Raw genomic sequence first — 26,558 nt, 5'->3', positions numbered from 1 at the left:
CCGCGCGGTCACGTGGCCGCGCGACAAGGCCGGCGGCCCCTGGTGACGGGCCGCCGTCGCTGTCTCAGAGCATGGGGCGGTGGGGCGGCGCTACCGGGTGACCACGTTGAACACCGGGTAGGTCCGCGGCTGTACGTCCGCGAGGCCGAGTTCCCGCAGGATCGGGAGGAGCGTCTCGCCGAACTGCCGGAACGCCTCCTCGGACTCCCAGACGTCCACGACGAGCCAGCCGTTTTCGGTGGGGGCGGAGGTGTGCGAGATGAGACCGGCCACCGGCCAGTCGGCGGGGCTCTCGACCGGGCCGGGGCGGCCGGCCACCTTCTCCGCGCTCTGCTCGTACTGGGCCTGGGTCATCCCCGGCATATCGAGAACCACGACGATGGCCATACTGAGTTCCCTTGCGAAGAGGTACGGAGCCTTCCGGCCAGTTGACCAGCCCGGTGAGCCGCCTGCGCGGGGACCTGGGCCAGACAGGGCACGGAGGGCGACCGGGACATCGGGGCGCCCGGCCCGCACCCCGAGCGCTGCGGCCGGTGAAGAAGTCGGATAACCACTCCGTCGACGGGGTAGGACGAACGCCGGGTGCCTTCCGGTCGTGGAAGGCCCCGCACGCAGACCAGCCGGGACCTCCCGGCAAGACCCGAAGGACGAGCAGCATGGCCAGCGGCACCGTGAAGTGGTTCAACTCCGAAAAGGGTTTCGGATTCATCGCCCAGGACGGCGGCGGACCGGATGTCTTCGCCCACTACTCCAACATCTCCGGCAACGGCTACCGGGAACTGGTGGAGGGAGAGCCGGTCACCTTCGACGTGACCCAGGGGCAGAAGGGCCCGCAGGCCGAGAACATCGTCCGCGGCTGAGACGGCCGCACGGCGCATCGCCCCGTGACCACGGTGTAGGGTGGCATCACCGACGCGGGGTGGAGCAGCTCGGTAGCTCGCTGGGCTCATAACCCAGAGGTCGCAGGTTCAAATCCTGTCCCCGCTACGAGAAGAAGGGGTCCGGCATCGCGCCGGACCCCTTCGCTGTCATGCCACCCGCTCGGTCGCTGCTTCGTCGACGGGCGCCACCGGTTCGGGGCGGCCCGGCAGCAGCAGGCACAGCGGGACGGCGGCGGCGGTGAAGGCCACCGACCACCAGAAGGCCGCGCCGAAGCCGTCGGCCAGGGCGCCAGGGGTGTGGGCGCCCCCGGTGGTGCGCTGGAGGACGACGGCGAGGACGGCTATGCCCACCGAGCCGCCGATCTGCTGGGCGACGCGGGTGATGATGCTGGCGTCCGGGATCTCCTCGTGTCGCAGGCCGACGTAGGCGGCGCCGATGGGCGCGATCATGGCAGCGCCCAAGCCGATGCCGCGGACGAACAGGGCGGCCATGAGCAGGACCTTGCCGGTGTCGGCGGTGACGAAGGCGAACGGCACGGTGGCCGCGGTGACGAAGGCGAAGGCGGCGAAGGCGACCCAGCGGGGGCCCACGCGGTCGATGTACCTGCCCGCCAGGCCGCGTGCGACGAGCGCGCCGGCCCCCTGCGGGATGAGCAGCAGCCCGGCGCCGAGGGCGTCCTCGCCGCGGACCTGTTGGAAGTACAGGGGCAGCAGCATCATCGCCCCGTACAGGGCGACGCCGGCCAGGAAGATCAGGGCGGAGGAAGAGGCCACCGCGCGGTGGCGGAACAGCCGCAGATCGACCAGGGCGCCGGCCCGCGGCAGCGCCCAGGCGACGAAGCCGCCGACCAGGGCGAGTCCGCCGGTCAGCGGGATGAGGACCTCGGCGCTGGTGAAGCCCGCGCTGCCCTCGACCCGGGAGAGTCCGTAGATGGTGGCGGCGACGCCGGGGGAGAGCAGGAGCAGGCCGACGACGTCCAGGCGGGCGCGGGGTCGGCCGGGGGCGGGACGGTCGTGGGGCAGGTTGCGCCAGGCGAGCCAGCCGCCGACGGCACAGAAGGGGACGTTGACGAAGAACAGCCAGCGCCAGTCGGCCAGATGCAGGATGAGGCCGCCCAGGACCGGGCCGAGGATCGGGCCGAGCGCGGTGGGCACGGTGATGACGGCCATGACCCTGCCGATGGTGCGGCCCTTGGCCGCCTGCATGATCAGCGTGGTGGTGAGCGGCATCATGATGCCGCCCGCGACGCCCTGGACGACGCGGAAGGCGATGAGGCTGGTCACGCTCCAGGCCAGCGCGCTCAGGATCGAGCCGAGCAGGAACACGCCCAGGGACGCGATCCACAGGCGCCTGCCGCCGAGCCGGGACTGGGCCCATCCGGCGAGCGGGATCGTGACGAACAGGGCCAGCAGATAGCCGGTACTCACCCACTGGATCGTGGACAGCGGTGCGTCGAGTCCCTTCGCCAGGTCGTCGAGGGCGACGCTGACGATGGTGGTGTCGAAGACGACGGCGAGGGCGCCCACGATGACGGTGAACGCCATGCGCCACACGGCGGGGTCTGTACGGTCGGGGTCCACCGCGGCGGGCGCGGGCCCGGTCCGGTCGGCAGTGCTCATGGACAGTCACCTTAAGATATAGAGATCTATCTTACGGCCGTCAGGGTAGGGCGCTAGAATAAGATAGGCAAGTCTATCCAATGGAGGTGTGGATGCCCGAGCGACGCCGCGGAGCGGCACTGGAGAAGGCGCTCCTCGATGCGGCCTGGGAAGAACTCGCGGACCACGGCTACGCCAGGTTCACCATGGACGCCGTCGTGCAACGCGCGGGCACCAGCCCCCCCGTTCTCTATCGCCGCTGGTCCGACCGTGACGAACTCGTCCGGGCAGCCATCGTCCACACCCTGAAGGAGAACCTCCTGGAGCTTCCCGACACGGGAAGCCTGCGGGAGGACGTCCTCACCCTCATGCGGGAGATCAACGCCACCCGTGCCCAGCTCGTCACCGTCATGAGCGTCCAACTGGCCGGCTACCACCAGGGAACCGGCATCAGCCCCGCCGACCTGCGCGACCCCCTCGCGACAGGACGCAAGGAAGCTCTCGACGTCCTCTTCGACCGCGCCGTCGACCGTGGCGAGGCCGAACGGGAACTCCTCACCGAACGCGTCAAGTCCCTCCCCTTCGACCTGCTGCGCCACGAAATCCTCACGACCTCCGCCCCCGCACCCGACCACGTCCTCGAGGAGATCGTCGACACGCTGTTCCTCCCTCTGGTGCGCTGACCGGCAACAGCGGCACCACCCGCTCGCCAGGTCCGCCAGGGCCGTCAGCCGCAGTCGCGTCCTTCCGTCGCGGTCGCGCCGAAGCGACGCGTGAGCGGCGGACAGGTCCTAACGTCGGGCGGTATGACCGATGCCCGGGATCTTCTGGCCGCCTACGACGCTCAGTTGCGCGGCGCACCGCCCCACGCCGCCACCCATGCCCCCGACGGCCCGCTCACCCGGGCCGTCGGCCCCTTACGGGCACTGGTGAGCGGCCCCCCGGACCTGGGTCTGCACGGCCGGGAACTGGACGAACTCATAGCCCGGCAGCGCGACTTCTTCGCGGCGCGCGGGGAGGCGGTGGAGTGGCGGCTGCGCGTTCACGACACCCCGGCCGACCTCCCCGACCGACTGAGCGCGGCGGGCTTCACCCCGCACCCGCCGTCCACGGTGCTGATCGGCCCGGTCGCCGAGACGGCCGTACGCCGGCCCGTGCTTCCTGGGGGCGTGACGCTGCGGCAGGTCAGCGCCGACGCCGACCTGCACGCCGTCGCGGCACTCCAGTCGGCCATCTGGGGCCTGGACCTGAGCGGCCTCGGCGACGATCTCATCGCCCGGATCGGCGCCGCCCCGCGGGACACCGTCGTCCTCGTCGCCGAGGCGGGCGGCGAGATGGTCTCCGCGGCCTGGCTGGTCTTCCGCCCCGGCACGCAGTTCGCCACCCTGCTGGGCGGCTCGACCCTCGTCCAGTGGCGCCGCAGGGGAATCCACCGCGCCCTGGTCGACGCCCGCGTCGCCCTCGCCGCCGAGCGCGGGATCCCGTACCTGCACGTGGACGCCTCGCCCGACAGCGCCCCGCTCCTGCGACGGCTGGGCTTCCGGACGATCACCACGATGACGCCGTACGTCTGGACGCCGTAGCCCGGGTCCTGGCCGCGGGGCTCGGCGTGGCGCCGGTGTCGTAGGTGCCCCTGCGGGGCGCAGGGCCGTGAGGCCTCAGCCGCGTGCGGCGAGTGCCTCGCGCCACGCCGGGCTGTCGACGTAGTGGTTGTCGAACCGCTCCGAGGAGTCCTTGATCTCCTGCGGGTCGGCCTCGCCGCGCATCACCCGGCCGAGGAGCCGCAGGTAGTCGAAGCGGTCGGCACCCGGGGTGAAGACGAACAGTACGTCGGCCGTCCTGCCGGGCGCCGCGGCGAAGGCGTGCGGGGTGTGCGGCGGCACCACGAGGAAGTCGCCCGCCTCCAGGACGGTGATCTCCTCGCCCACCAGCACCTGGAGCGCTCCGTCGATCACGAAGAACGCCTCGGACGCCCTGGTGTGCAGATGGGCGGGTGCTCCGACCGCGCCTTCGGCGAACGTCGACCGGTAACTGGTGAGCCGCCCTCCGGTGTGGCCGGAGTCCGCGAGCAGAGTCATGACACTGCTGGGGTCACTGGTCGTCTCGGCGTCGGCGGCGCGGGTGAGGACCGGGGCGAAGTCCGCGGTCTGCATGGTCTGCACGGTCTGCGTGGTCTCGTTCTTCTTCGTCATGACTACGACTCTAGGGAGTCGATCGACCGGTGACAGGGTGCATTTCGGGGTCGATTCCATGGGTCAATCGAGACCGTCCGCGACGACCGCCGCTTCCGTCGGGGCCCAGGTCTCTCCCGTCCGCGGATGGGTGGCCACGAGCTGGATGTCGGCCGCCGCCTGGCGTCGTCGCAGCCCGGCGCCGGCCGGCCGACGTGCTTGCCCGCCCGGAAGACGACCGCGGCCGGACGGCTTGTGGAAGTAGGTTGTGGCGATGACCGAACCCCTGCCGCCCGGTGGCGCTGTGCCCGATACGGACGAACTGCATGCCCGATGGGCGGACGCCTGGAGGCCGGAGCAGGTCGCGGAGCGGTTGGGTGGGGTGGGTACGCCCTGGTGCGTCGCCGCCGGGTGGGCGCTGGACCTGTTTCGCGGGGAGCAGTCGCGGGCGCACGGTGATCTGGAGATCGCGGTGCCCGCGGCGGGATTCCCCGAGATTCGGGACCGCTTCCCCGAGTACGTGTGGGACGCGGTGGGTTCGGGACGGGTCTGGGCGGGTGCGGGAGCCGAGGCGCTCGCAGCCACGCACCAGACCTGGCTCCGGGATCCGGCAAGCGGTCGGTTCCTGTTCGATGTCTTCCGTGAGCCGCACGAGGGCGGGACATGGATCTGCCGACGGGACGAGAGCCTGCGGCTGCCGTACGACGCGATCATCGCGCGGACGGCGGACGGAATCCCCTATCTGGTGCCGGAGTTGGTGCTGCTGTTCAAGGCGAAGGCGACGCGGCCCAAGGATCAGACGGACTTCGACGGGGTGCTGCCACTGCTGGGCCGGGTTCGGCGGGATCGCCTCGGCGAGTGGCTGGACCGCGTGCACCCCGGACATCCGTGGCTGGCGGAGCTGGCGCGGTAGTCGCTCGGGGCCGCGCCGGTCGATCACCAAGGACAACCCGCGCGTCACCAAGGGCTGTTCGGCCGCCGCTGCCAGTGCGCTCCCCTGGGTTGGCGGCGCGACCGACGCCTCCTGCCTCTCCGCTATCCGGGATTCGTATGCCGAACTCGTGCGGGACTTCGGCCGTGGGTCGAACTGCTGGAGCAGGCCGGGCTGGTCGTCACGGCGCGGCTGTTGCACGGTCCGGCCGAAGGCGTCGTCGGCAGCTTCATGGTCCACAGACCGGAACAGCGCCGATGTCGGTGCGGCGGCACGACGGACTGCGCGGCGCAGATCGGCAACCGACTCCCCATGCACAGTCGGTCAGTCGGCCAGAAAGCCGGTCGGTCGGCCGGACAGCGAGGCGGCCCCGGGCGACGGCGGGGTCGTTCAATTCTCCGTGGGGCGGTCGTGGAGGTCGAGGGTCCAGTTCTGGCCGACGAGATCGTGGCCGAATCCGTGATGGGGCTCTTCGTCGGAGAGGACGAAACCGAAGTGTTCGTAGATTCTGCGGGCGGACACGAGGTTGTCGGTGGTCCACAGCGTCACGCGCCGGTAGCCGGCCTCGCGGGCGAAGGTCAGGGACTCCTCGACGAGACGGGTGCCGAGGCCGAGGCCCCGGGCGGCCGGGGTGACGAGCAGAACGCGCAGCTTGGCCACTTCGGGTCGGTCGTCGGCGACCAGAAACACACAGCCCGCGCGTTCGCCGTCGACCTCGGCGACCCAGGCCGCCTCTGTGGCGGGGGAGTGTCCTGCCGCGTACTCGGCGACGATCTTGGCCACCAGGGCCTCGAAGTCCGTGTTCCAGCCGAACTGCCGGGCGTACAGCTCGCCGTGGGCCATCACGATCCAGCCCAGGTCGCCGGGACGGTCGGCGCGGCGGATCACGACCGGCCGGCGGCGTGCTGTATTCGGCATTGCGTACTCTCCGGAGTGTTTCGTCACAGCATGTTACTGACACGGTTGTGTCAGTCGCTTTAGGCTAGGACCATGTCCCCGGAAACCGCAAACCCCTCTCCACGTCAGACCCAGTTGCTCGAAGCCGCTTACCGGTACGCGCTCACCCACGGTCTGGCCGACCTGTCGCTCCGCCCGCTGGCCGAGGCCATCGGCTCGAGTACGCGGGTGTTGATGTTCCTGTTCGGGAACAAGGACGGACTCGTGCGGGCCTTGCTGGAGCGGGCCCGTACCGACGAGCTGGCGCTTCTGACGCGTCTCCGTCAGGCCGACCGCCCCGTCGGCCTGGTTCCGGCGACAGATCAGGTGTGGACGTGGCTCGCGGCCGACGAGCACCGCCCGCTGCTGCGTCTGTGGGCGGAGGCGTACGCCCGCTCCCTCGTCGAACCCGACGGCCCCTGGGCCGGGTTCGCCAAGGCCACCGTGGACGACTGGCTCGACGTCCTGGCCGCCTGTCAGCCGCCGTCGGAACGGGACGCCGAGGACGGCGCCGTCCGCCGCACTCTGGCGCTGGCGGTACTGCGCGGGGCCCTGCTCGACCTGCTCGCCACGGACGACGAGCGCAGGGTGACCGCCGCCGTCCATCGGCAACTGGCCCTCCTGCGCGGCGAGGACCGCGACACCTCGTGACCGCGGTGCGCCGCCTCCCCGCACCCGTTGGCCGCCAAGACCGCCACGTTCGGGACCGGTGCGCGGCGGCGATCGAGTGAGCGGCCTCTTCAGCGGGTGGGCGGGACGAACTCGGGCTGGTCGAGCACGCGCAGCCAGCTTCCGTCGGGCTGGCGTCGGACGACCTGTGCCCGGGCGCCGGCCCCGTCCCTCGGCGGGGTGGCGGTGAGGGCGATGTCACCGCTGATCAGCGTCGGCAGCGGGGGTTCCGGTTCGAAGTGGGGGCGGTGCGCCAGCACCTTCTCCCACACCGCTCGGATCGCGTCCCGCCCCACCGTCAGCTCCCCGGGCGGGAAGGCCAGCACCGCGTCCTCCTCGTAGAGCGCGGCGACCCCGGCCGCGTCACCGGAATTGGATCGTTCGACGAACAGGCGAGTGATGTCCTCGGGCCGCGCGGCCTTCTCGTGGTCCTGCATGGGTTCCTCCTGGCGTCCGGCTTCGACGCCCTCCAGCCTTGTCGCCCGTCGATCAGAAGTCCAACAGATGGATTTTCTGGAAGCTAGAATCCTTGGTCATGGATCTGAGGCAGCTGGAATACTTCGTCGCGGTCGCCGAGGAGCGGAACTTCACCCGGGCGGCCGGGCGCGTGCACATCAGCCAGTCCGGCGTGAGCGCCCAGATCCGTCGGCTGGAAGACGAACTCGGCGCCGAGCTGTTCGACCGGTCGGGGCGTACCGTCACGCTGACCGTCGCGGGAACTGCCGCGCTCGAACACGCCCGCGCCGCACTCGCCGCGGCTGCGGCGGTCGGTCAGGCGGTGGGGCAGGTGACCGATCTGATCCGGGGCCGGCTCACGGTCGGCATGGTCATCGGCTGCACCGTCACCCCGCTGTTCGACGCCCTCGCCGAGTTTCACCGGGTTCATCGAGGGGTGGAGCTCTCGCTGCTGGAGGACAACTCCGACCGGCTCATCGAGGGAGTGCGCGCCGACGTCGTCGACCTGGCTCTCGTCGGTACCGCGGACACCGCCCCGGACGGGCTGGATTCACTGACGATCATCAGCGAGCGGCTCGTCGCGGCCGTTCCCCAGGGACACCCCTTGGCGAGACGACATCGGGTCGTTCTGGGCGACTTGGTCGCCCACCCGACGGTCTGCATGCCACCCGGCACCGGCCTGCGTACGGTGTTCGACCGGGCCTGCGCCGCACAGGGCCTGCAACCCGCGATCGCGCTGCAAGCCAGCGCGGCGGATGCCATCGCCGACCTGGCCTCCCGGGGACTGGGGGTCGCGATCCTCAGTGAGTCGATGGCTGTGAGCTACCGTGACCGGCTCACCGCCCGCGTCATCGAGGACATCGAAACACCGGCGGTGCTCGCCCTGGTCTGGAAGAGCACGCACAACCCTGCCGTGCGCGAGTTGATCGTGCACAGCCGCCAGGCCTTTCGCCAACCCTGAGGGTTCGGGTTCGGGTGCAGGTTCGGGTACGAGTCCGCGGCCTCAGGTCGTGCTCGCGAACAGCTCCTGCAACGGCTGAGCCGAGTCCGTGCCGGAGTGGCCGAAGGGAGCGTCGAAGCTCCAGACCATGAAGAGCAGGAAGACCACCAGGGCGCTGAACGCGGTGGCCAGCATCAACTCCCGTGCGGAGCGACGGATCTGGAGAGCGTAGAGCAGGCCGAGCGTGACGAACCCGCCCGCGATCAGGCCGAACCAGACCACCCCCGGCAGGGTGCTGCCGGCGCTGTCGAGGCGCTGGTGGCGCGCGTCGTCGGCGGCGGCGACCTGGTCGAGGAGCGGCTGGTAGGCCTGGGCCTGGAGTTCGTCGGTGGGCGTGTGGTGTGCGATGTCGCTGCGGATGCGGGTCAGCAGCCGGCCCCCGGTGGCGTCGATCGGACCGTCGTCCTCCATGGCCGGCCACTCCGTGCTCACGGCGTGCCGGGCGTAGGCGTCGATGTGCTGCTGGACCTGGGTGTGGAAGGCGGCGGGGTAGACGTCCAGGCGCTGGTCGATCTCGTACAGTGCCTGGGCCTCGCGCTGCACGGTGTCCTCGGCGGCGCCGCGCGCCTCCCAGACGCCGGCGATCGCCAGGCCCAGGACGATGGCGTAGACGACGCCCACCATCATCACCATGTACTCGAGCACGTCCGGTGTCTGCGAGGTGTCCTCGTCGTCGGCCACGCGGCGGTGGCGCATCACGGTGGCGGCGACCACGAAGGCGCAGACCAGCGCGCAGGCGAGGGTGTAGATCAGCCATTCCGGCACAGCAGGACTCCAGGATGAGCGGATGAGCGGATGAGCGGATGGAGGGATGGGGGGATGGAGGGATGGGGGTGGGGGGAGTGGATGAGCGGTCGAGTGGTCTGGGTGGAGGCGGCCCGTGGGCGGGTCAGCCGGCGTTGCGGCGTCGGGAGCCCGGGCGCAGCGCGGCGGCGGCCAGGACGGCCGGGGTGGTGATCACGACGGTGGTCATCGTGGTGGACAGGCCGGCGGGTGCCGGACGCGCCGAACCGCCTCCGTAGTGGAAGCGCGGCACCCAGCGGAAGGGCGCGGCGCGGGGTACCGGGGCGGGTGCAGGGGTGGGCGCGTCGGCGGCGAACTCGTCGGCCTCGGACGGCGGTTCCGGCGCGGGCTCCCCGCGTTCGGCGGGTCGGGTGCGCGGGGTTGCCGACGGGGGCGGAGTCGGTGGGGCGCCGACAGGGCGAGGTGCCTGCGCTGTCCGTGCCGCCTGTTCCGGCGGCGCCGCGGGGGCCGGTGTGCGCGGCGGCCGTGATGTGTGCGGAGGCGACGAAGGGGCGGCGGGGCGCTGCCGCGAGGGGGCGCCGATCTCGACCCAGCCGTCGGCGGAACACACCACCACGTGCGTGGTGGTGGGGGTGGTGTCGACGACGACCGCGGGTCCGCCGGCGCCCGGGATGGGGCAGAGCGCGGCGACGGTTCCGAGGCCGAGGGTGATCCAGCCGCTCACCGATGCTGTTCCTCTCCGCTGATCGTGTGCGCGCCTCGGACGGAGGCGCACATGAGTGGATGCCGACGCGCCCACCGGGCGGTGGCCGTTCGGCAACGGGAGTAACGATCATGCTCGGCTCGGGGACACGGTCGCGCCCGGCCTCGGCGGGCCGCTCTTCGCCCGCCCGGGGCCCGGTCGTCGGGCACGCCGAGGCCGTCGTCCGGCCGTCGTCCGGCCGTCGGTCTGGTCCGGGCCGGGCCAGGTGGGGTGGTCAGGCCGTCGGTCCGGTCCGGGCCAGGCGGGGTGGGGCGAGACGGGCCGGGTGGGGTGGGGCGGTCAGCGGCTCCTGGGACTGGGCGGTCCGGCGAGGAGGACGGCTTCGATGGCGGCGTAGCGTTCCCGTTCGCGTGCGGTCGCCTTCCTGCCGGACAGGACGGTGCCGAGCAGGCCGCAGAGGAAGCCCGCCGGTACCGAGACCAGGGCCGTGGTCGTGAAGGGGAACCAGTTGAAGTCGACTTCCGGGAACGCCGATCCGGGAGAGCCGGAGACGAGGTTGGTGCCGGTCATGAGGACGAGGACGCTGACCGATCCGCCGATGAGCGTGCACAGCAGGCCGGCGCGTGTGAAGCGCCGCCAGAAGAGGCTGTAGACGAGGGCGGGCGCGATGGCCGAGGCGCCGAGGCAGAAGGAGACGGTGGCGAGCGGCTGGAGACTGCGGTGCTGGGCGATGACGGCGAGCAGGATGACCGGGAGGCCCACGGCCAGGGCGGCCAGCCGTGCCAGGGCCATCTCGCGCAGCGGCGAGACGTTCGGGCGGGCGGCGGCGATGTCGTGGGCCAGGGAGTTGGCGCAGGCCAGCGTCATGCTCGCCACGGAGGCCAGCAGGGTCAGGAAGATCGCCGTCGTGACGGTGGCGAACAGCAGGCTCTCCGGGCGGGAGAGATGCATCCCGAACGCGGCGCGCGAACCGAGCAGGTAGGCCGTGTTGCCGCGTGGGTCGGCACCGACGACGCCCGCGCGCCCGATGAGGGCCGTGGCGCCCACGCCGATGACCGTGATCACGGCGATGAACAGGGTGACCGTCGAGATCGCCCAGGACATCGCGCGGCGCACCTGGGGCGCGCTGCCTGCGGTGTACATCCGCATGGTGACGTGCGGCAGGCAGGCGCCGCCCAGCACGATGGCGCACTGGGTGCTCACCATGTCGAGTCCGCGGTGCGGCCCGTTGGCGAACTGCAGGCCGTAGCGCAGGAAGTTGTCCTCGGCGCCGCTGCCGTGGGCGGCGGTCCGGAACAGGGTCCGGGGGCTCCAGCCGAAGGTGTGCAGGATGAGTCCGGCGACGACCAGGCCGGACCCGAGCAGGATCACCGTCTTGAGGATCTGGATCAGGGCGGTGCCCCGCATGCCCCCGATGGCCGCGTAGCTGATCATCAGGGTTCCCGCCCCGACGATGCAGCCGGTCCGCATCGCGCTGTCGGAGAAACCGAGGACGTACGCCAGCAACTGGCCCACCCCGGCGAGCTGTACGACCATCATCGGCACCAGCGAGGCGAGGGTGACCACACAGGCGGTGATGCGCACCGCGCGGCCGGGCAGCCGTCTGCCGAGCGCGTCGGCCATGGTGAACCGGCCGGTGTGATGCAGGGGTTCGGCCAGCAGGACCATCAGGAGCAGCAGGGACAGGACGGTGCTCAGGGCCAGTACGACGCCGTCGTAGCCGCACAGCGCGATGACCCCGCCGATGGTCAGCACGGTGGCGGCGGAGATGTAGTCACCGGCGATGGCGAGTCCGTTGCGCAGGGGCGACAACGAGCGGTAGCCGGTGTAGAACTCGTCGAGGTCGTCGCGGTCGGGACCGGTGAGCACACAGAGCATGAGCGTCACGGCCACGACACTGGAGAACGCCACCAGGGACCAGGACTGCGCGGAGCCGTCGAAGTCCGTCACGACCGTTGCTCCTCGTGCGGGAGGGGGTCGGGCCGGTGGTGCAGGCGCCGGGCCAGCGGGTCGACGTACCGGCGCGCGGTGTACTCGTAGAGCAGCACGGCCAGCCAGGTGACGGGCAGTTGCACCAGGGCCAGGAGGAGTCCGGTGGGGAGGCCGCCCGGTGCGAGGCGGGTCATGACGGAGGGGGCTTCGACGGTGAGGGTCAGGAAGACGGCGAAGTAGCCGAGTGCGGCGAACGTGGCCACGCGCCGCTGCCAGCGGCAGGCCCGGCGCAGTCGGCGGAGGTCGCGGTGCCGGCCGGTCCACGGCCGGTCGCGGTCCGGCAGGCGGGTCTCGTCCTGTGGGGTTGCGGCCCACTGCGGGGTCGCGGTGGGGGAGGCGTGCCGTCCGGGCCGGTGCCGCGCCGGGTATAAGTCGGAGCTGTCGGAGGACATCCCAGGATCTCCTACTGGGTCGTGGGCCCCAAGTGGTGCGGACCCGCGCGAATGTGGGGGAGTGGCGCAAATGTTCGGGTGACCGCACGTTATGCGGGTGTCGGACCGCGCGCAGAGACTTCCGTGAACTCCCTGGTGAGGACCCTTGCGGCGCTCTGACCTCGGATGTTGTGGGAGTGGCGGGTGTGGTGAGAGGGCGCGGCGGTGCTGTGCGGGTGGCGTGGGTCGAATCGTTCGAGCGGGTGCCGGGAGAGGTCCGCGGGGGCGCCGGCACCCGGTCCGATCGCGCTAGCGGGGCGGCTCGTGCGTACCGTGGCCGGTCGCCGTGCGGTGGACGACGTGCGCGGCGGCCACGTCCAGGGCCGCGTGACCGGTGGACTTGAAGACGGTGAGCCGATCCGGGGAGGTCCGGCCGGGAGTCTCGCCGCCGAGGACGGAACCGAGGAGGCGGACGACGCGGTTTTCGGGCAACCCCTGCAACTCGTGGGCGCCGGAGGGCGGGGGAGTGCCGGCGGCGCCGTGCCACTCCGCGAAGAGGGCCGCGTCCCGGATGGTGTCGTCGTCGAGTTCGGGTCCGTGGGAGCCGCCGACCGAGCTGACATGGGTGCCGGGGGCGAGCCATGCGCGGCGCAGGACGGGGCGGGTCGCGCCGGTGCAGCAGTACACGGTGGCCGCCTCGCGTACGGCGCTCTCGATCCCGTCGGTCGCGCGGCCCGCCGGATGCAGGGCGGCCAGCGCGCGAGCCGCCCCGGGGTCGCGGCCCGTGACGGTGACGGTTTCGGCGGGCCGGAGCGCGGCGAGGAGGGAGACCTGGGCGCGGGCCTGGGCGCCGGTGCCGACGACCACGACGGGTCCCGGCCGGGACAGGGCCCAGGCGCTGTGCGTGGCGGCCGCCGCGGTGCGCCAGGCCGTCACGGGTTCGGCGTCCATGACGGCCAGGGGGCGGCCGTCCTCGGGGTCGAAGAGGGCCACGATGCCCCGGTGGGTGCTGCGCCCGGGGCGGGCGGGGTCGGCGAACACCGACACCAGTTTCGCCGCGAGGCCGAGCCCCGGCACGTATCCGGGCATGGCGCCCAGCAGGCCTCCCGGCGCGAAGGCCGCTATCCGGGGCGGCGCGGAGACCGCGTCCCGTGCCACGGCGACCAGCGCGTCGGACACGGCGGCCATCAGGCGGCGGGGGTCGAGGGCGGCCGCGGTGGCCGCCCGGTCGAGGACGAGGACGTCGTTCACGCGCCGCTCGCCGGGCCCGGGCCGGACAGCAGCCGGCTGAGGGTGTCCACCGCCGAGGCGAGTTCCTCCCGCAGCCGGAGCATCCGGGGTTCGTCGATCTCGGCGTCCGGACCGACCACGGTCACGGCGCACACCGGCGCCCCGGGGACCGGGACGACGGCGCGGCTCAGGGAGGCGACGAACTGTTCGTTGCGGCCGTGCTCGACGGCGAACCCGTCGGCCGCGGTCCGTTCGAGGTCGGCGAGCAGACCCGACTCGCCGTTGAGGGGGTGTCCGACCTCGCGGGCCACGGCGAGGTAGGGGCCGCGTGCCTCCGGGGGCAGAGCGGCCACCAGGGCGAGGGGCCCGGCGAACCGGTGGACGGGCAGCGCCTCGTCCCGGAGGGTGCTGATCATCGCCAGCCGGTCCGGGCGGATCACGTCCACCACCCGGGAGCCGTCGTTCTCGAGGACCTGGAGGTTGACCATCATGCCGGTGCGCGCGGAGAGGCCCTCCAGCACCGGGCGGGCCAGGGAGGTCAGCGAGTTGTGCGCGGCCCGGGCCGACAGGCGCAGCACGGCGGTGCCCGGCAGATAGCGGTCGTCGACGCGCAGGACCCAGCCGCGTCGGACGAGGTCCACGAGGACGCGGTAGGCGGTGGCCCGGTGCAGCCCGACCTCGTCGGCGAGGTCGGTCAGCCGGGGCGGCCGGGGAGCCCGGGCGACGGCCTCGACCAGATCCAGCGCCTTGTCCACGGCCGTGCGCGTCGCCTGTGTCGCTTGCGGCATCGAAGCCCTTCCCGGATGACCTGACGGACCGTCCCGGCGAGGCGTGTCCGCCGCCGGGATTCAGGGGTAGGGTACCGCTTGTTTCGAGCAGCGAGAGAGTTGTTACGTAGAGCGTAACAGATCGAGAGTGGTGACCTTGACGAACGAGAGTTCCGGGACGACGGACCAGAGTTCCGGGGAGGCCGACGAGAGTTCCGCCGGCGCGAACCGCTTCGCGCCGCCCGAGGCCGGCGAACTGGTGGTCTACCGCGGCCTCACGCTGTTCGACGGGACCGGCAGCGCGCCCCGGCCCGCCGTGTCCCTCGTCGTGGACGGTCCCGTGATCCGGTCCGTCGCGGACGAGACGGACGTGGCGGCCGCCCTCGCCGAGGGAGCCGAAGTCGTCGACCTCACCGGCCACTTCGTCACCCCCGGCCTCGTCGACGCGCACCAGCACCTGGCCACTCCGCCCGACCGTCCGGCCGCCGAGGCGATCCTGCGCCGCCTCGTCCACAGCGGGGTCACGGCCGTGCGGGACATGGCGGACGACCTGCGTCAGGTCGGCGACCTCACGCGGGCCGCGCTGGTGGGCGAGATCGCCGCCCCGGACATCCACTACGCGGCGCTCATGGCCGGCCCGGGCTTCTTCGACGACCCCCGCACCCACCAGGTGACCCAGGGCGCCGTGCCCGGACACGTGCCCTGGATGCAGGCCGTCACCGACACGACCGACCTCCGCCTGGCGGTGGCCATGGCCCGGGGGACGTACGCGTCGGCCATCAAGGTCTACGCCGACCTGGACGCCGGACTCGTCGCCGCCGTCACCGCCGAGGCGCACCGCCAGGGCATCCCCGTGTGGGCGCACGCCGCCGTGTTCCCCGCCACGCCCGGCGAGGTCGTCGCGGCCGGCGTGGACACCGTCTCGCATGTGACCCTGCTGGCCCACGAGGCCGCCGAGGAGCCGCTGACCCGCTACAAGGACAAGCCGGCCGTCGATCACGAAAGTCTGGTCACCGGCGAGGACGCCCGGCTCGACGCGCTCTTCGCCCGGATGCGGGAACAGGACGTCGTCCTGGACGCGACCGCCGGCATGTGGGCCAGCGAGGAACTCGCCGGCGACGACCCCGAGAGCGCCGAACGCGCCCGGCGCCAGACCGAGTTGGCCATCGCCCTCACGGCGCAGGCACACCGGGCCGGCGTGGCGCTGGCCACCGGCACCGACTACGAGACCGCCCCGGGCGAGCCGTTCCCCGCCCTGTACGAAGAGCTCGCCTTCCTGGTGAAGCGGTGCGGCATCCCGGCCCCGGACGTGCTGCGTTCCGCGACACTCGTCGGCGCCCGCAGCGCCGGCACAGCGCACCTGACGGGCAGCGTCGAGCCGGGCAAACTGGCCGACTTCGCGGTCTTCGCACAGGACCCGCTGGCCGACATCGACCACCTGCGCACCATCACCCTGACCGTCAAGCGCGGCCGCCGCTTCCCGCGCGCCGGCTACGCCACCACCCCACCCCGGGAGACCCGTTGACCGGCAAGCCCCTGATCGTCAACGCGCTGGGACAGCTCGACAACCCCAACGCCCCGCAGTCGATGGACGCGGCCGGCGACCTCAACCCGACCGGCGAGCAGTACACCGTCGACGCCCGGACGCTCGCCGACGCGAGAGCCTCCGGCCTGACCGCCGTCAACATCACCCTGGGCTATGTCATGGGTGACCTGCCGCCCTACGAGCACACCCTGCACGAGATCGACGTCTGGGACGGCATCATCGACCGCCACCCGGACGACCTGCTGAAGGTCACCACCGCCGCGGACATCCGCACCGCCGCCGTCGACGGGCGTGTTGGCGTCGTCTACGGGTTCCAGAACGCGGTGGCCGTCGGGGACGACGTCGGTCGGGTCGCCACCTTCGCCGAACGCGGCGTGCGCGTCGTCCAGTTGACCTACAACCAGGCCAACCGCCTCGGCGGCGGCTCGACGGCGCCGGCCGGCACGGGACTGACCGCCTTCGGACGCGAGGTGGTCGACGCCCTCAACGAGCACCACCTCATGGTCGACCTGTCGCACAGCGGCGAGCGGACCTGTCTGGACGCGGCCACACACTCCCGGGTCCCCGTGTCGATCAATCACACGGGGTGCCGCGCGCTGACGGACCTTCCCCGCAACAAGACCGACGAGGAACTGCGTCTGGTGGCCTCGCGCGGCGGCTTCGTCGGCATCTACTTCATGCCGTTCCTCAGCCCCACCGGGCACGCGCGCGCCGCCGACGTCGTCGAGCACATCGCGCACGCCGTGGACGTCTGCGGCGAGGACCACGTCGGTATCGGCACCGACGGCTCCGTCACCGCGATCGACGACCTCGACGCCTACCGGGCCCGGCTGGCCGAGCACGTGGCGCAGCGCCGGCAGGCGGGCGTCTCCGCGGCCGGCGAACGGGCGGACACCTACCCCTTCGTGGTCGACCTGCGGGGCGTGGACCAGTTCCGCGAGCTGATACGGCTGCTGGAACAGCGCGGCTACTCCTCCGGCCGCATCGAGAAGATCATGGGGCGCAACTTCGTCGACTACGCGGAACGGGTGTGGACGGCGTAGCCCTGTGATGTGCGTGGCCAAGTTCCCGTATGTCTGTCGCGCGGCTGAGCGGGCACCAGCAGGAGCAGGACGACAGGGAGGACATCGTGAGCCAACACCACACACACCACGTGCCGACCGCCGGCCACACCCCGGACGACGACCTGACCGGATACCAGGTCGACGCCACGGACGGTCACGTGGGCAAGGTCAGCAAGTACTCGAGGGACCTCGGTCCGCGGTTCCTGGTGGTGCACACCGGCCTGTGGGTTCTCGGCAAGGACGTGGTGATCCCGTCGGGCGCCGTCCTGGGCGTCGACCACGACGCCCGCATCGTGCAGCTGTCCCGGACGAAGGCACAGGCCAAGTCGGCACCCGTCTTCGACGCGGACACCTACCTGGGCGACCCGCGCCACCGCGACCAACTGGGCGGCCGGCACGGATCCGGCCACTGACGGAAGCGGCCCGCACCCCTGAGGGGCGCGGGCCGCTCGCCGTTCAGGGGAGCGCAGCCTCAGGGGACCCCGCTTCCTGCGCCTGCTGTGTCAAGTGGCCCATGACGCCGGTTACTTCGAGCAGGCGGGTGAAGTGGGCGGGCTGGTGGTGCAGATGCAGGGTGATGCCGGCCGGGTGGGTGCGGCGGCGCAGACCGAGCAGGGCGGACAGGCCGCTGGAGTCGAAGGCGGTCAGCTCCGTCCAGTCCAGGTGCAGATGGCGCAGGGCCGGCCCGTGCTGTTCGGCGTGTGCGCCCAGCAGCTTGTCCACGGCGGGAGTGAACTCGTCGCTGGTGTCGTAGTCGAGGTAGCCACGGATCGCCAGACGCAGCGTGTGCGCGTCGGCGGCCTGGAGGGACAGGGACAGTGCGGCCGAGGGACAGGGGGTCATACGGTGATTCCCGGGCCGGGGCCGGTGGGCATGGCCGGCAGGGTGTCGGACGCGCTCTTGAGGAAGCCGAGGGCGCGGGGGTAGTCGTGCAGCTGGTCGGCCAGGATGTCCAGCCCCAGGCGCAGGCTGCCGGCGGGCACACGGCGGGCGGTGAGGATGCCCGCGGTCCAGGTCGTGAACGTCGTGAACAGGGCCGCGTCGTCGACGTAGAGGGCGGTGGCCAGGAAGTCCACGATGTGGGCGAGGTCCTCGGCGGTCCGTTCGCGCTGGGCGGTGCTGTAGGACCGCATGCCCGGCCAGCGGTCCTCCATGGCGGCCAGAGACTGCCTGACCAGGACGGTACGGCTCTGCCTGATGAAGGTGTATTCCTGATCGGCGAGGTGGGGCAGGTCGTCGATCTGCTGCCGCTGCTGCGCCCGATGGGCGGGCAGGCCGAGGGCAAGGAGGTCCGCGGCGGCGCGCGCGTCGGGGGCCCAGGCATCGGCCTGGATGAGCCGGGCGTAGCGGCCGTCCGCGCCGAAGGCGGCGCCGCCGACCATGACGGGGATGCCGAGGGACTGCACGGCGGTGACCGCTTGGTGCGCGGTGGGCAGATGGGTGGGGATCGAGGCCGACAGCAGCACAGCGGCGGGGTTGGTCCGGTGCAGGTGCGCGATGAGCTGCGGGGTGGGCGTGTGGGCGCCGAGGAAGTCCACCCGCCAACCGCGCAGGCTGAGGAGTTCGGCGAGGAACCGGGCGGGAAGGGCATGCCATTCGCCGTCCACGCAGGCCACCGTGACCCGCCCCCGCTCGGGCGGGGCGGGCGTCGGCGCGGGATGGCGGGCGAGGGCGGCGATGACCCGGTCGGTGATCGCGCTGGCCGCGTGCTCCTCGGCCACGCTGATGCGGTTGGCGGCCCACTCCATGCCGACGCGGTGCTGCACACCGGCGACGACGTCCAGCAGCAGCGCCTCGCCGTCGGCTCCCGCGTCGGCCGCCGCGGTCACCAGCCGCAGCGCGGTCGGCTCGTCCCGGCCGATCACCGCGGTCCACAGCCGTTCCGACAGCCCCCGCAGGGAGGTGTCGACTTCGCCGCCGACCATCACAGCTCCTTCCGGTACGGGTGGCGGCCCTCGAGCCCGCGCGCGATGTCCGGCGTGCCGTGGCCGCCGACGGGATTGGTGATCGCGAGCGTGGCCATGTCGTCATGGCGGTCGCTGTCCAGCCACTGCGCGGCCAGCATCTGAACGCGTTCCACCACCGCCTCCGCGGGCATCCGCGCACATTCGCGCAGGGCTTCCTGAAGCCTCGCCTCGCCGTAGAGCTGATCACCGAGCGGGCCGCCACGGGCCTCGGTGATCCCGTCGGTGTACAGCAGGCAGGTCTCCCCGGGTGCCAGCACCACGTCGACGCTGCGCACCTGGACGTCGGGCAGCGCTCCCACGAGCGTGCCGCTGGTGGCGGCCTCCTCCACCCGGCCGTCGTCGCGGACGATCAGCGGCGGCAGGTGCCCGGCGCTGGTCAGCCGCAGCCGCACCTGCTCCGAGTGCCGCCGTACGGAGGCCAGCACCAGGGTCGCGAACCGGGTGTGGTGGGAGTTGAGCAGCGCGCCGTTGAGGAGGCTGAGCACCTGCTGGTGGTCACCGGACAGGGGCAGCAGCGCGTGCAGCACGCTGCGGATCTTCCCGGTCAGCACGGCGGCTTCCAGACCCTTGCCGGCCACGTCTCCCAGGATGACGAACGTTTCCTCGGTGGGGTCCGCACCCGGGTGGACGTCGTAGAAGTCCCCGCCGACCCGCTCATGGTCCTGCGACGCACGGTAGGCCCCGGCGTATTCGACGCCGTGCACCCGTTCGAGACGCGGCGGCAGCAGCTCCCGCAGCAGCGTGGCCGTGATCGACGCCTGCTCGGCGTACAGGCGCGCCGCCGACAGGGCGGCTCCGGCACGCGCGGCGAACAGGCGGGCGAAGACCTCCTCGCCGTCCGTGAACGCCCGGTGCGTGCTGGACCGCAGCAGGATCAGCACCCCGGCCGGCATCCCGTGCCCGGGCAGCGGGGTGACGATCACCGAGCCGATCTGACGGTCGAAACCCGGTGGGACCACCCAGCCCGGGAGATCCTCCGGGTCGATCCACCGCGTCGGAACGGGCGGGAAACCCTGGAGCGCTTCGGCCAGTCCGGGCACCGACCTCGCGTCGATCGGCACCATGACCTGGGTGACTTCACCGCCCACCCGCGCGTGGGTCAGGGAATGCCGGCGGCCTTGGGCGGGAGCGACGATGACCGCCGCGTCAGCGAGATGATCAGCTGCCATCCGGGCCGTCACCTCCGTGCACCGGTCCACATTCAGTGACGACAGCAGGGCACCGGAGATCTCCGCCAGCAGCGCGGCTCGCTCCCGCTCGCTGTGCAGCGCCTGCTCGGCCAGGCGGAGATCGGTGTTCTCCACCAGCCACCACACCACGTCCCCGCCCTCGGCGGGCGAGGGGTGCGCTTCGAAGGTACGGCCCGCCACGGCACCCGAGACGGCGTCCGACGGCGTTCCGGTGGTGTTCAGGCGGCCGTGCGCCTCCGCGAGCCAGCGCGGCAGGTCCTCCGCGGTGACACTCTCCTCGGTGCGATCGGAGAGCAGGCTGCGCGCGGCATCGTTCGTCCCGACGACGTCCCCGCCGCGGTCGACGACGAGCACGGGGTAGGGAGCGTCACTCCACGCCGTGCCGACGCCCACGCGTGAACTGCCGGAGATACCTGGAGAAGGAGTCACAAGCGGGGGAACGCATCGCGCGTACCCCACCACCTCTCTACCGATCGAAAAGATTGCCGTCCGGCAACCATCTCGCATCCGCAGAACCTATGCAACGCCCGGCCCCTTCCCGCACAACGTCACTCCAGAACTCCGACGATCTTCACGAACAGGGACGCGAGCAGGACACCCTCCCTAGGGTGACCGCATGGCTCGAGTTCAAACGCTTCTTCATTCGACATGACCGTAGCGGGACCCGAGATCGCCGGGGTCGGGTGGGTCTCCGGGCTCGCGCGGGCCGGCCGGAGAGCGCCGGGCGGGTTCACCCTCACGACGCTGACCGGCGTGCTGCGCGTCCGGCGGCTGGGAGAGCGGCACGGTACAAGGCGAGGCGCCGGGTGATGCGCGCTGACGGGAAAGTCCTTTGCCGACTCGGATGCCGCGTGGATAGCGTCGCCGACTGTGACCCCGACTCTGCGCACCCGGCGGCTGCTCCTGGAGCCGTACATCCCCGACGACGAAGAGGCCTTCGTCGCTCTCTTCCAGGACACCAGGGTGTCGCGGTGGATGGGTGACGGCCCCGCTTCCGAAGCGGCGGACCGAGCCCTGTTCGGGCGGATCTTCACGAAGGTCTATGCCCAGGACCTGTTCGATGTCTGGGCCGTTCGTCGCGACGGACTCCTGGTCGGGCATGCCGAGATCAAGCCGACCGACGCAGTCGGAGGGCACGAGATCATCTACGCTCTCGCGCCGACGGCCTGGGGGTCCGGCCTGGGAACCGAGCTGGCAGAGGCGATCGTCGCCCATGGCTTCGAAACCCTCGGACTGACCGAGGTGTATGCCACCGTGGCTGCGCCCAACGAGGCCTCACTGACTCTGCTGGGCAGAATCGGTTTCGAGCACGTCCGGGACATCGAAGAGGCTGACGGCAGCACCACGCGCGTACTGGCCCGCCGTCCGGCCGCCACCGACAAACCGTCCCGCGTCCGATAGGACGAGTGAACCGCTGTTTCCGCACCTTTCCTTGGCCGACGCCGATCAACGGGCGACCGACGCGGTACGCGGCCCGGGGAACGGCTCCGTGCGGCCGGCACACGCTGCCGACGATCATCGCCCCCCACTCTTCGGCTGATCGCCACACTCACTGACGCAGGACCAAGACGGGGGAAGACACCATGAGATATCGCCATGCGGTGATACCGGCACTGGCCGGGGGACTGCTGATCACGTTGTTGCTGTGGTGGGCGGGGGCGAGCGAGCAGGCACTGCAACTGCCCGGCACCACCGGCGTGTTCGACATCGATTCCGTGAACGAACTCCGGCGATGGCTCGCACCCTGGTCGTACGACATTCCGTCGGGTTCGCTGTCCGACGGCACCGCGGGCGGGGACACGGCCTCGACCGGAGGTTCCCAGTACAGCGATCTGTACAGCACCGCGATGCAGATCAGGTTCGTGGCGGTCTTCGTGTTCTTCCTGGCCGGCGCGCTGCTGCTGATCCGCAGGATTCCGCCGACGCCGGGCCGCACGCCGGCCACGCTGCTCGCGCTGTGGGCCTGGGGCCCCGTGGCCGCGACGCTCGCCGTGACGGTCTCCGCGCCGTGGCTGATCGCATCCCGGGGCCACGGGAGTTACCGGGTCCTGCCGCAGCTGGCGAGTGTGATCGCGTCGAGCGGGCCGGTCACGGTGTTCGCGGGGCTCTTGACCGCCCTGCTCACGGTCCTCGTCGCGCGTCTCACCGCCAAGGGGGCGGACCCGCTGCCCCGGCGGAGTGTGCCGCCGCGCGCCGCTCGTCTGGCCGCGAGCGCCGGGACCGTGGTGGTCGCGCTGTCGGTGGTGCTCCTGTCGTACCAGTCGGTGGCGGCCTGGATCCAGACTTCGTTCGGCGGCGGGGGCCTGCTCTCCGAGCCCGGCGACCTGCTGCGCCAGTGGCTGCTGCTCGGCGCGTGGACGGACCCCTCGACCGGGGCGCTCGGCGACTGGCTGCTGTACCGGGCCGCCGACGTGCTCGTGCTGGCTGTGGTGTGGTGGTCGCTGCGGCTGCTGCCGGGCCTGCTGACCCGCACGACGGCGCCGGCGATGGCGGTGGGCGCGGTCTGTGCCACCGTGCTGGGGCTGTTGACGAGCCAGGTGCTGCACATGGTGATCGATGACACCGTCGGCGTATGGGGACCCGTGTACCTGTTCTCCAGACTCGGCACCGGTGTCCCGGCCGCTCTGACCTTCGGCGTCCTGGCGGGACTGACGGCCTTCGTGACACTGCGGCTGGCCGGGGTCCGTGACGCCGCCGGTGATTCCCCCGCGGCCACGGACACGGACCGAGCCACGTCGCCGGTTCCGGACAGCGGCACGTAGCGACGCTCGGGGTCGGCGCTCTGATCCCGCAGACCTTGGGCGAGGGCCGGCAGGTCCGAGTCGCCGCGCACCTCGACGGACCCGTCGGCCGAGGTGCGGCGGCCGTACGGGAGCGGCACGAGGTCGGTGAGCGGTGCGCGCACCGCACCGCTCACCGCGGCCTTCACGTGGGCGTGGCTCCAGATGATCGGCCCAGCCGTGAGATCCACCAGCCACTCGGCCTGGCGGGTGTCGGTCGCGTGCCGATGCAGCGTGCGGCCCGACCCGGCCAGCGGCGGGGCGTCCGCCCGGCCCCGTCCGCCTCTCAGGGTCTGGCGACCCGCACGGTGAGTGGATTGTTGAAGTAGCCGGAGGCGGACTGCTGTTCGTGGAAGCTCTCGCCCGGGCCGCCGCCGTAGACGCGGAAGAACCAGGCGCGACCGGTGTGGTCCTCGAAGTCCTCCTGAAGCCTGCGCCGGGGGAGTCCCTGGACCTCCTTGATGGCCGGGTCCGTGCAGAGCCTGCGCATCACGTCGTCGAACTTCTTCTTGAACGCCTGCTGGTCGTCGGTCTCCTGAAGCGCGCTGACGGCGCTGAACCAGCCGCCCGACTTCTTCGCCCGCTGGTAGAGCGTGTCGTACAGCTCCTCACGCGCGACCCTGTCGAAGTCGTTGCGCGCGTAGTTCTCCAGCGTCACCCGGCAGCTGCCGTCCAGGGAGGAGGCGACCACGGCCGCGAAGTGATACCCCCAGACGTTGTCGCCGCGCGCCGCCGGCGGCTGCACGGAGTGGTCGCGCTCGTCCTCGGCGGCCATGCTGAAGATCGCGAACCCCTCCCCGACACGGGGCGAAGCGTGCTGATTGACACCCAGCCGAGCGGCGGTCCCGTCCCGTCCGCCGTTCCTGACGGCCTCGCCGTACACCTTGCCGTTGTCCGGCGCCGCCCGGTCCCTGGCCCCGGCCGCGTCGACCGCCCCGGGCACGTCCAGACCGCCGTCGGGTGAGGACGCGATCTGCCCGGCGAGACTGCTCATCCGTGGATCGCTGTCGGAGCCGGGGGTGATGTCGAAGCCCCCGGCGCCGCCACCGAGCACGACCCGGCTCGTCTTGTCCCGGCTGGAGCCCATCAACTTGCAGGCCACCGTGATGCAGGTGCTGCGCACCAGCGAGACGAATTCCTCGCTCGACGACTGCTGCGTCTGCTGCGCGAGCACCGGCTGCACCCGGGACAGCCGCCGGCCGCCGACGGTGATGCTCCTGCCCTGGAGAGCGAGGCGCACGATGCTGCCCGCAGCGTCCAGGGAGGCGTTGGCGGCGTCGACGACCTGCTGGACGGCGTAGAACTCCTTCGGCTCGTCCCTGTCGAGCACGGCGAGCGTGCCGTCGTCGGCGACGCGCAGACCCGCTTCGGCCGGTTTGACCTCACGGGCGGGAAAGCGGATGCGCTCGGGGACGCCGGGAGGGCCCAGGGTCGCGCCGCTGCCGGCCACCACCCGCGGCTCCTGCTCCTGCTCCATGAAGTGCGGGCCTCTGTCCTCCTCCTCGCGGTGCGTCGGGTAGCTGCCGCCGGGAAGGGTGCCGATCCGCTGCACGACATGGCGTGCGGACCCGGCCGGGCCACCGCTGCGCGCGCCGCCCGCCGCGCCCACCGTCCGGCTCAGCGCGCCGTTGCCGACGCTGCGTTGCAGCGCGGCGATGGTGTCCGCGTCGGCTCGGGTGGCGAGCCCTCGGCCGGCGAGGTCGGCCCATACACGAGCCGCCGCGCCGGGTGCCGCGGGCACCGGCGAAGGCCGGGCAGGCTGTCGGCCGGCTTGCGCGGACGCCGGGTCCTGTTCTGCTCTGCGCACCATGTCCGTCTGTCCGTGTGCTTCCTCTTCAGGTGCCGGTCACGTGACATCCCGTGTGTTCCGGGGTGTCCCGTCGGCGTCGTGCCGATCAGCGTGGACCGGCCGGGCAGCACCTCTCAAGGGCTGAGGGGCAGCCGACGGGGAAGACTTCCGCGACCTTTCGAGCAACCGCACCGTGCCCGACGGAGGGACGGAGGGACTGACCTGCGTGCCGTTCGACCGCAGCGGATGTCCGATTGCGCGCATGACCCCAGAATTGGCGTGATGTGTTGTTCATGCCGGATCGGAGGCGTTCATGAAGGACCTCAAGTTCGAGCAGAAGCGCTCGCTGTCACGTCTGGAGGCGGCTGACCAGCTCACGGCGCTCGCGGCCGCGCTGAGGGAGGGCGGGGACGTGGAACTGGAGTTCGGTCCTGGGACGCTGAGTCTGCGGATCCCCGACGATCTGCGCACCGAGATCGAGGTCGAGGTCGGCGACGGGGAGATCGAGCTGGAGTTCGAGTTCAAGTGGCCGACCGCCCCGACCCGGTCGGTGCCACCGCGGGCGGTCGCGGGCACCGAGAAGACCGCCACCAGCCGGAAGAGGGCGCCTGCCAAACCCGCCCGGAGCAGCACGGGCGCCGGCAGGAGCAGAAGCGCGAAGCCGTCCGCGGCGAAGACGGCCTGAGCGGGCGGTCACCGCGATTCGTGGTGGGCGAGGACGCGGCCGAGCAGACGGGTCAGCGTCTGCCGGTCCTCGGCCGACAGCGGTGCGAGCAGGTCGTCCTGCACCTGATCGAGCACCTGATCCATGTGCCGCAGCTGCTGGACACCGTCCGCGGTGAGGGTCACCTTGTTGCGCCGTCCATGGTCCGGGTCCGGCGCCCGGTCGGCGAAGCCCTGCTCGACCAGTCGGTTGACGGCCGCCACGACGTCGCTGCGGTCGACGCGGCACCGGCGGCCGAGCTCTGCCTGGCTCGCCGGCCCGAACTCGTGCAGTGCCGCCAGGATGCGGTAGTGGTACCCACGCGCCCCGGTGGCGGTGAAACCGCCGAACACCAGCCGACGGGCGTGCACGGCCAGCTGGGTGATCAACCAGCTCGGCTTCACTGACAGGCGCTCGGGGATCTCGTCCATGACGGCCACTTTATAAGTGTTGGTGGGACCAACACTCCATCGGTAGTGTCCCTCCACAGTGTTGGTCCCACCAATGTCGGAGTAGCCGTCAAGGGAGATGTCGTGTCCTTAGCCGCCCAGACCGCCGATCGCGTCGAGATCGCCGAACTGTTCGCCCGCCTGGCCAACCTGCTGGACGAATGCCGCCACGACGACGTCGCCACCGTCTACCACGACGACGTCGTGGTGCGTGGGCCGAACGGCGAGCTGCGCGGCCTCGACGAAGTGACCGCCTTGCTGAAGCGCGGCCAGGTCGAGGGGGAGCGCACCCAGCACGTGCACGGTGACGTGCTGGTGCATGTCGACGGCGACCGTGCGAAGGCCACCGCGAACCAGCTCGTGTACTTCTACCGGGACGGCGAACCACCCCACCGGTCGAGTGGCCTGCGATCGGCCTGCACCGCCGTGCTGACCCCGGCGGGCTGGAGGTTCAGCGAAATGCTGATCACGCTCGCCTGGACGCAGGGGACACCGCGGGTCGTCCCCGCTCCCGTCCCGGGTGATCCCGCCAAGTGATCGCCTGATCGTTCGCCGGGCCGATCGTCCGCCGGGCCGATCGCCCGTCCCGGTGCCTCACCCCGCGCGGGTTCTGATCACCG

The 26,558-nt window shown here is 71.8% G+C and carries 29 protein-coding genes and 1 tRNA gene; 14 read left to right on the top strand and 16 right to left on the bottom strand.

The window, feature by feature from the left end; genetic code table 11:
• Nucleotides 1-90 precede the first annotated feature (90 nt).
• Complete coding sequence (locus tag ABT070_RS24545) at nt 91-387, bottom strand: hypothetical protein (RefSeq protein WP_351763987.1); 297 nt, start codon at nt 385-387, stop codon at nt 91-93.
• A gap of 269 nt (nt 388-656) precedes the next feature.
• On the opposite strand from ABT070_RS24545, the gene ABT070_RS24540 reads away from it, so the two are divergent.
• Both ABT070_RS24540 and ABT070_RS24535 read left to right on the top strand, forming a co-directional pair.
• Entirely contained in the window at nt 657-860 is a 204-nt protein-coding gene (locus tag ABT070_RS24540; RefSeq protein ID WP_009192932.1) for a cold-shock protein, read from the top strand.
• 53 nt (nt 861-913) lie between these two features.
• Nucleotides 914-987: transfer RNA gene (locus ABT070_RS24535), tRNA-Met, on the top strand.
• 41 nt (nt 988-1,028) lie between these two features.
• Here the strand turns inward: ABT070_RS24535 and ABT070_RS24530 are convergent.
• Entirely contained in the window at nt 1,029-2,501 is a 1,473-nt protein-coding gene (locus tag ABT070_RS24530; protein ID WP_351763986.1) for an MDR family MFS transporter, read from the bottom strand.
• 92 nt (nt 2,502-2,593) lie between these two features.
• Here ABT070_RS24530 and ABT070_RS24525 point away from each other — a divergent pair, with 92 nt between their 5' ends.
• The gene (locus ABT070_RS24525) at nt 2,594-3,163 is read left to right on the top strand and encodes a TetR/AcrR family transcriptional regulator (RefSeq protein ID WP_351763985.1); all 570 of its coding nucleotides are present in this window, start codon (nt 2,594-2,596) and stop codon (nt 3,161-3,163) included.
• A 123-nt stretch (nt 3,164-3,286) separates the two neighbouring features.
• A complete protein-coding gene (locus tag ABT070_RS24520) occupies nt 3,287-4,063 on the top strand; it encodes a GNAT family N-acetyltransferase (protein ID WP_351763984.1) in 777 nt (258 codons plus the stop codon).
• A 75-nt stretch (nt 4,064-4,138) separates the two neighbouring features.
• Here ABT070_RS24520 and ABT070_RS24515 read toward each other — a convergent pair whose 3' ends face one another.
• The gene (locus ABT070_RS24515; protein WP_351763983.1) at nt 4,139-4,672 is read right to left on the bottom strand and encodes a cupin domain-containing protein; all 534 of its coding nucleotides are present in this window, start codon (nt 4,670-4,672) and stop codon (nt 4,139-4,141) included.
• A gap of 253 nt (nt 4,673-4,925) precedes the next feature.
• Here ABT070_RS24515 and ABT070_RS24510 point away from each other — a divergent pair, with 253 nt between their 5' ends.
• The gene (locus tag ABT070_RS24510; RefSeq protein WP_351763982.1) at nt 4,926-5,564 is read left to right on the top strand and encodes a nucleotidyltransferase domain-containing protein; all 639 of its coding nucleotides are present in this window, start codon (nt 4,926-4,928) and stop codon (nt 5,562-5,564) included.
• 408 nt (nt 5,565-5,972) lie between these two features.
• Here ABT070_RS24510 and ABT070_RS24505 read toward each other — a convergent pair whose 3' ends face one another.
• Nucleotides 5,973-6,500: a GNAT family N-acetyltransferase gene (locus ABT070_RS24505; protein ID WP_351763981.1), complete on the bottom strand. Its 528-nt coding sequence runs from the start codon at nt 6,498-6,500 to the stop codon at nt 5,973-5,975.
• 72 nt (nt 6,501-6,572) lie between these two features.
• Here ABT070_RS24505 and ABT070_RS24500 point away from each other — a divergent pair, with 72 nt between their 5' ends.
• Nucleotides 6,573-7,169, top strand: a complete 597-nt coding sequence (locus ABT070_RS24500) for a TetR/AcrR family transcriptional regulator (RefSeq protein ID WP_351763980.1) — start codon at nt 6,573-6,575, stop codon at nt 7,167-7,169.
• 89 nt (nt 7,170-7,258) lie between these two features.
• Here the strand turns inward: ABT070_RS24500 and ABT070_RS24495 are convergent, their stop codons facing one another.
• The gene (locus ABT070_RS24495) at nt 7,259-7,624 is read right to left on the bottom strand and encodes a YybH family protein (protein ID WP_351763979.1); all 366 of its coding nucleotides are present in this window, start codon (nt 7,622-7,624) and stop codon (nt 7,259-7,261) included.
• A 98-nt stretch (nt 7,625-7,722) separates the two neighbouring features.
• On the opposite strand from ABT070_RS24495, the gene ABT070_RS24490 reads away from it, so the two are divergent.
• The gene (locus ABT070_RS24490) at nt 7,723-8,604 is read left to right on the top strand and encodes a LysR family transcriptional regulator (protein ID WP_351764052.1); all 882 of its coding nucleotides are present in this window, start codon (nt 7,723-7,725) and stop codon (nt 8,602-8,604) included.
• Between the two features lie 42 nt (nt 8,605-8,646).
• Here the strand turns inward: ABT070_RS24490 and ABT070_RS24485 are convergent, their stop codons facing one another.
• The 6 genes from ABT070_RS24485 to ABT070_RS24460 form a co-directional block, all read right to left on the bottom strand.
• Complete coding sequence (locus tag ABT070_RS24485; RefSeq protein ID WP_351763978.1) at nt 8,647-9,408, bottom strand: bestrophin-like domain; 762 nt, start codon at nt 9,406-9,408, stop codon at nt 8,647-8,649.
• Between the two features lie 124 nt (nt 9,409-9,532).
• Complete coding sequence (locus ABT070_RS24480; RefSeq protein ID WP_351763977.1) at nt 9,533-10,111, bottom strand: hypothetical protein; 579 nt, start codon at nt 10,109-10,111, stop codon at nt 9,533-9,535.
• 318 nt (nt 10,112-10,429) lie between these two features.
• The gene (locus ABT070_RS24475; RefSeq protein WP_351763976.1) at nt 10,430-12,040 is read right to left on the bottom strand and encodes a sodium/solute symporter; all 1,611 of its coding nucleotides are present in this window, start codon (nt 12,038-12,040) and stop codon (nt 10,430-10,432) included.
• On the bottom strand, nt 12,037-12,474 hold the full coding sequence (locus ABT070_RS24470) for a DUF485 domain-containing protein (RefSeq protein WP_351763975.1): 438 nt from the start codon (nt 12,472-12,474) through the stop codon (nt 12,037-12,039). The genes ABT070_RS24475 and ABT070_RS24470 overlap by 4 nt, the downstream gene beginning before the upstream one ends.
• 288 nt (nt 12,475-12,762) lie before the next feature.
• Complete coding sequence (locus ABT070_RS24465; RefSeq protein ID WP_351763974.1) at nt 12,763-13,704, bottom strand: ornithine cyclodeaminase family protein; 942 nt, start codon at nt 13,702-13,704, stop codon at nt 12,763-12,765.
• Entirely contained in the window at nt 13,701-14,471 is a 771-nt protein-coding gene (locus ABT070_RS24460) for an IclR family transcriptional regulator (RefSeq protein WP_351763973.1), read from the bottom strand. Before ABT070_RS24460 ends, ABT070_RS24465 begins: the two co-directional genes overlap by 4 nt.
• 130 nt (nt 14,472-14,601) lie before the next feature.
• Between ABT070_RS24460 and ABT070_RS24455 the strand changes: the two genes are divergently transcribed.
• From ABT070_RS24455 to ABT070_RS24445, 3 genes are all read left to right on the top strand, one after another.
• Nucleotides 14,602-15,975 (top strand): amidohydrolase family protein, encoded by a 1,374-nt coding sequence (locus ABT070_RS24455; protein ID WP_451101485.1) that lies wholly within the window; start codon nt 14,602-14,604, stop codon nt 15,973-15,975.
• Nucleotides 15,972-17,039 carry a dipeptidase gene (locus ABT070_RS24450; protein ID WP_351763971.1) on the top strand — a complete coding sequence of 356 codons (1,068 nt, stop codon included), beginning with the start codon at nt 15,972-15,974 and terminating at the stop codon, nt 17,037-17,039. Before ABT070_RS24455 ends, ABT070_RS24450 begins: the two co-directional genes overlap by 4 nt.
• An 86-nt stretch (nt 17,040-17,125) precedes the next feature.
• Entirely contained in the window at nt 17,126-17,473 is a 348-nt protein-coding gene (locus tag ABT070_RS24445; protein ID WP_351763970.1) for a PRC-barrel domain containing protein, read from the top strand.
• 43 nt (nt 17,474-17,516) lie between these two features.
• Here the strand turns inward: ABT070_RS24445 and ABT070_RS24440 are convergent, their stop codons facing one another.
• The 3 genes from ABT070_RS24440 to ABT070_RS24430 are packed head-to-tail and all read right to left on the bottom strand — an operon-like array spanning nt 17,517 to nt 20,610.
• On the bottom strand, nt 17,517-17,903 hold the full coding sequence (locus ABT070_RS24440; RefSeq protein ID WP_351763969.1) for an STAS domain-containing protein: 387 nt from the start codon (nt 17,901-17,903) through the stop codon (nt 17,517-17,519).
• The gene (locus tag ABT070_RS24435) at nt 17,900-18,985 is read right to left on the bottom strand and encodes a cobalamin B12-binding domain-containing protein (protein ID WP_351763968.1); all 1,086 of its coding nucleotides are present in this window, start codon (nt 18,983-18,985) and stop codon (nt 17,900-17,902) included. Before ABT070_RS24435 ends, ABT070_RS24440 begins: the two co-directional genes overlap by 4 nt.
• Nucleotides 18,985-20,610 (bottom strand): PP2C family protein-serine/threonine phosphatase, encoded by a 1,626-nt coding sequence (locus ABT070_RS24430; RefSeq protein WP_351763967.1) that lies wholly within the window; start codon nt 20,608-20,610, stop codon nt 18,985-18,987. The genes ABT070_RS24435 and ABT070_RS24430 overlap by 1 nt, the downstream gene beginning before the upstream one ends.
• 477 nt (nt 20,611-21,087) lie before the next feature.
• Between ABT070_RS24430 and ABT070_RS24425 the strand changes: the two genes are divergently transcribed.
• Together ABT070_RS24425 and ABT070_RS24420 are read left to right on the top strand one after the other, a co-directional pair.
• The gene (locus ABT070_RS24425) at nt 21,088-21,618 is read left to right on the top strand and encodes a GNAT family N-acetyltransferase (RefSeq protein WP_351763966.1); all 531 of its coding nucleotides are present in this window, start codon (nt 21,088-21,090) and stop codon (nt 21,616-21,618) included.
• A 182-nt stretch (nt 21,619-21,800) separates the two neighbouring features.
• Nucleotides 21,801-22,979: a hypothetical protein gene (locus tag ABT070_RS24420; protein ID WP_351763965.1), complete on the top strand. Its 1,179-nt coding sequence runs from the start codon at nt 21,801-21,803 to the stop codon at nt 22,977-22,979.
• 304 nt (nt 22,980-23,283) lie between these two features.
• Here ABT070_RS24420 and ABT070_RS24415 read toward each other — a convergent pair whose 3' ends face one another.
• Complete coding sequence (locus tag ABT070_RS24415; RefSeq protein WP_351763964.1) at nt 23,284-24,738, bottom strand: hypothetical protein; 1,455 nt, start codon at nt 24,736-24,738, stop codon at nt 23,284-23,286.
• A 361-nt stretch (nt 24,739-25,099) separates the two neighbouring features.
• Here ABT070_RS24415 and ABT070_RS24410 point away from each other — a divergent pair, with 361 nt between their 5' ends.
• On the top strand, nt 25,100-25,471 hold the full coding sequence (locus tag ABT070_RS24410; RefSeq protein WP_351763963.1) for an amphi-Trp domain-containing protein: 372 nt from the start codon (nt 25,100-25,102) through the stop codon (nt 25,469-25,471).
• A gap of 8 nt (nt 25,472-25,479) precedes the next feature.
• Here the strand turns inward: ABT070_RS24410 and ABT070_RS24405 are convergent, their stop codons facing one another.
• Nucleotides 25,480-25,920 carry a MarR family winged helix-turn-helix transcriptional regulator gene (locus ABT070_RS24405; RefSeq protein ID WP_351763962.1) on the bottom strand — a complete coding sequence of 147 codons (441 nt, stop codon included), beginning with the start codon at nt 25,918-25,920 and terminating at the stop codon, nt 25,480-25,482.
• Nucleotides 25,921-26,022: 102 nt separating this feature from the next.
• On the opposite strand from ABT070_RS24405, the gene ABT070_RS24400 reads away from it, so the two are divergent.
• Nucleotides 26,023-26,475, top strand: coding sequence for a nuclear transport factor 2 family protein (locus tag ABT070_RS24400; protein ID WP_351763961.1), 453 nt, complete (start codon nt 26,023-26,025; stop codon nt 26,473-26,475).
• The last annotated feature ends 83 nt before the right edge of the window (nt 26,476-26,558 follow it).

This window comes from Streptomyces sp. NPDC002884, assembly GCF_040295245.1.
Classification (GTDB): domain Bacteria; phylum Actinomycetota; class Actinomycetes; order Streptomycetales; family Streptomycetaceae; genus Streptomyces.
This window is presented reverse-complemented; position numbering and strand designations above follow the sequence as displayed.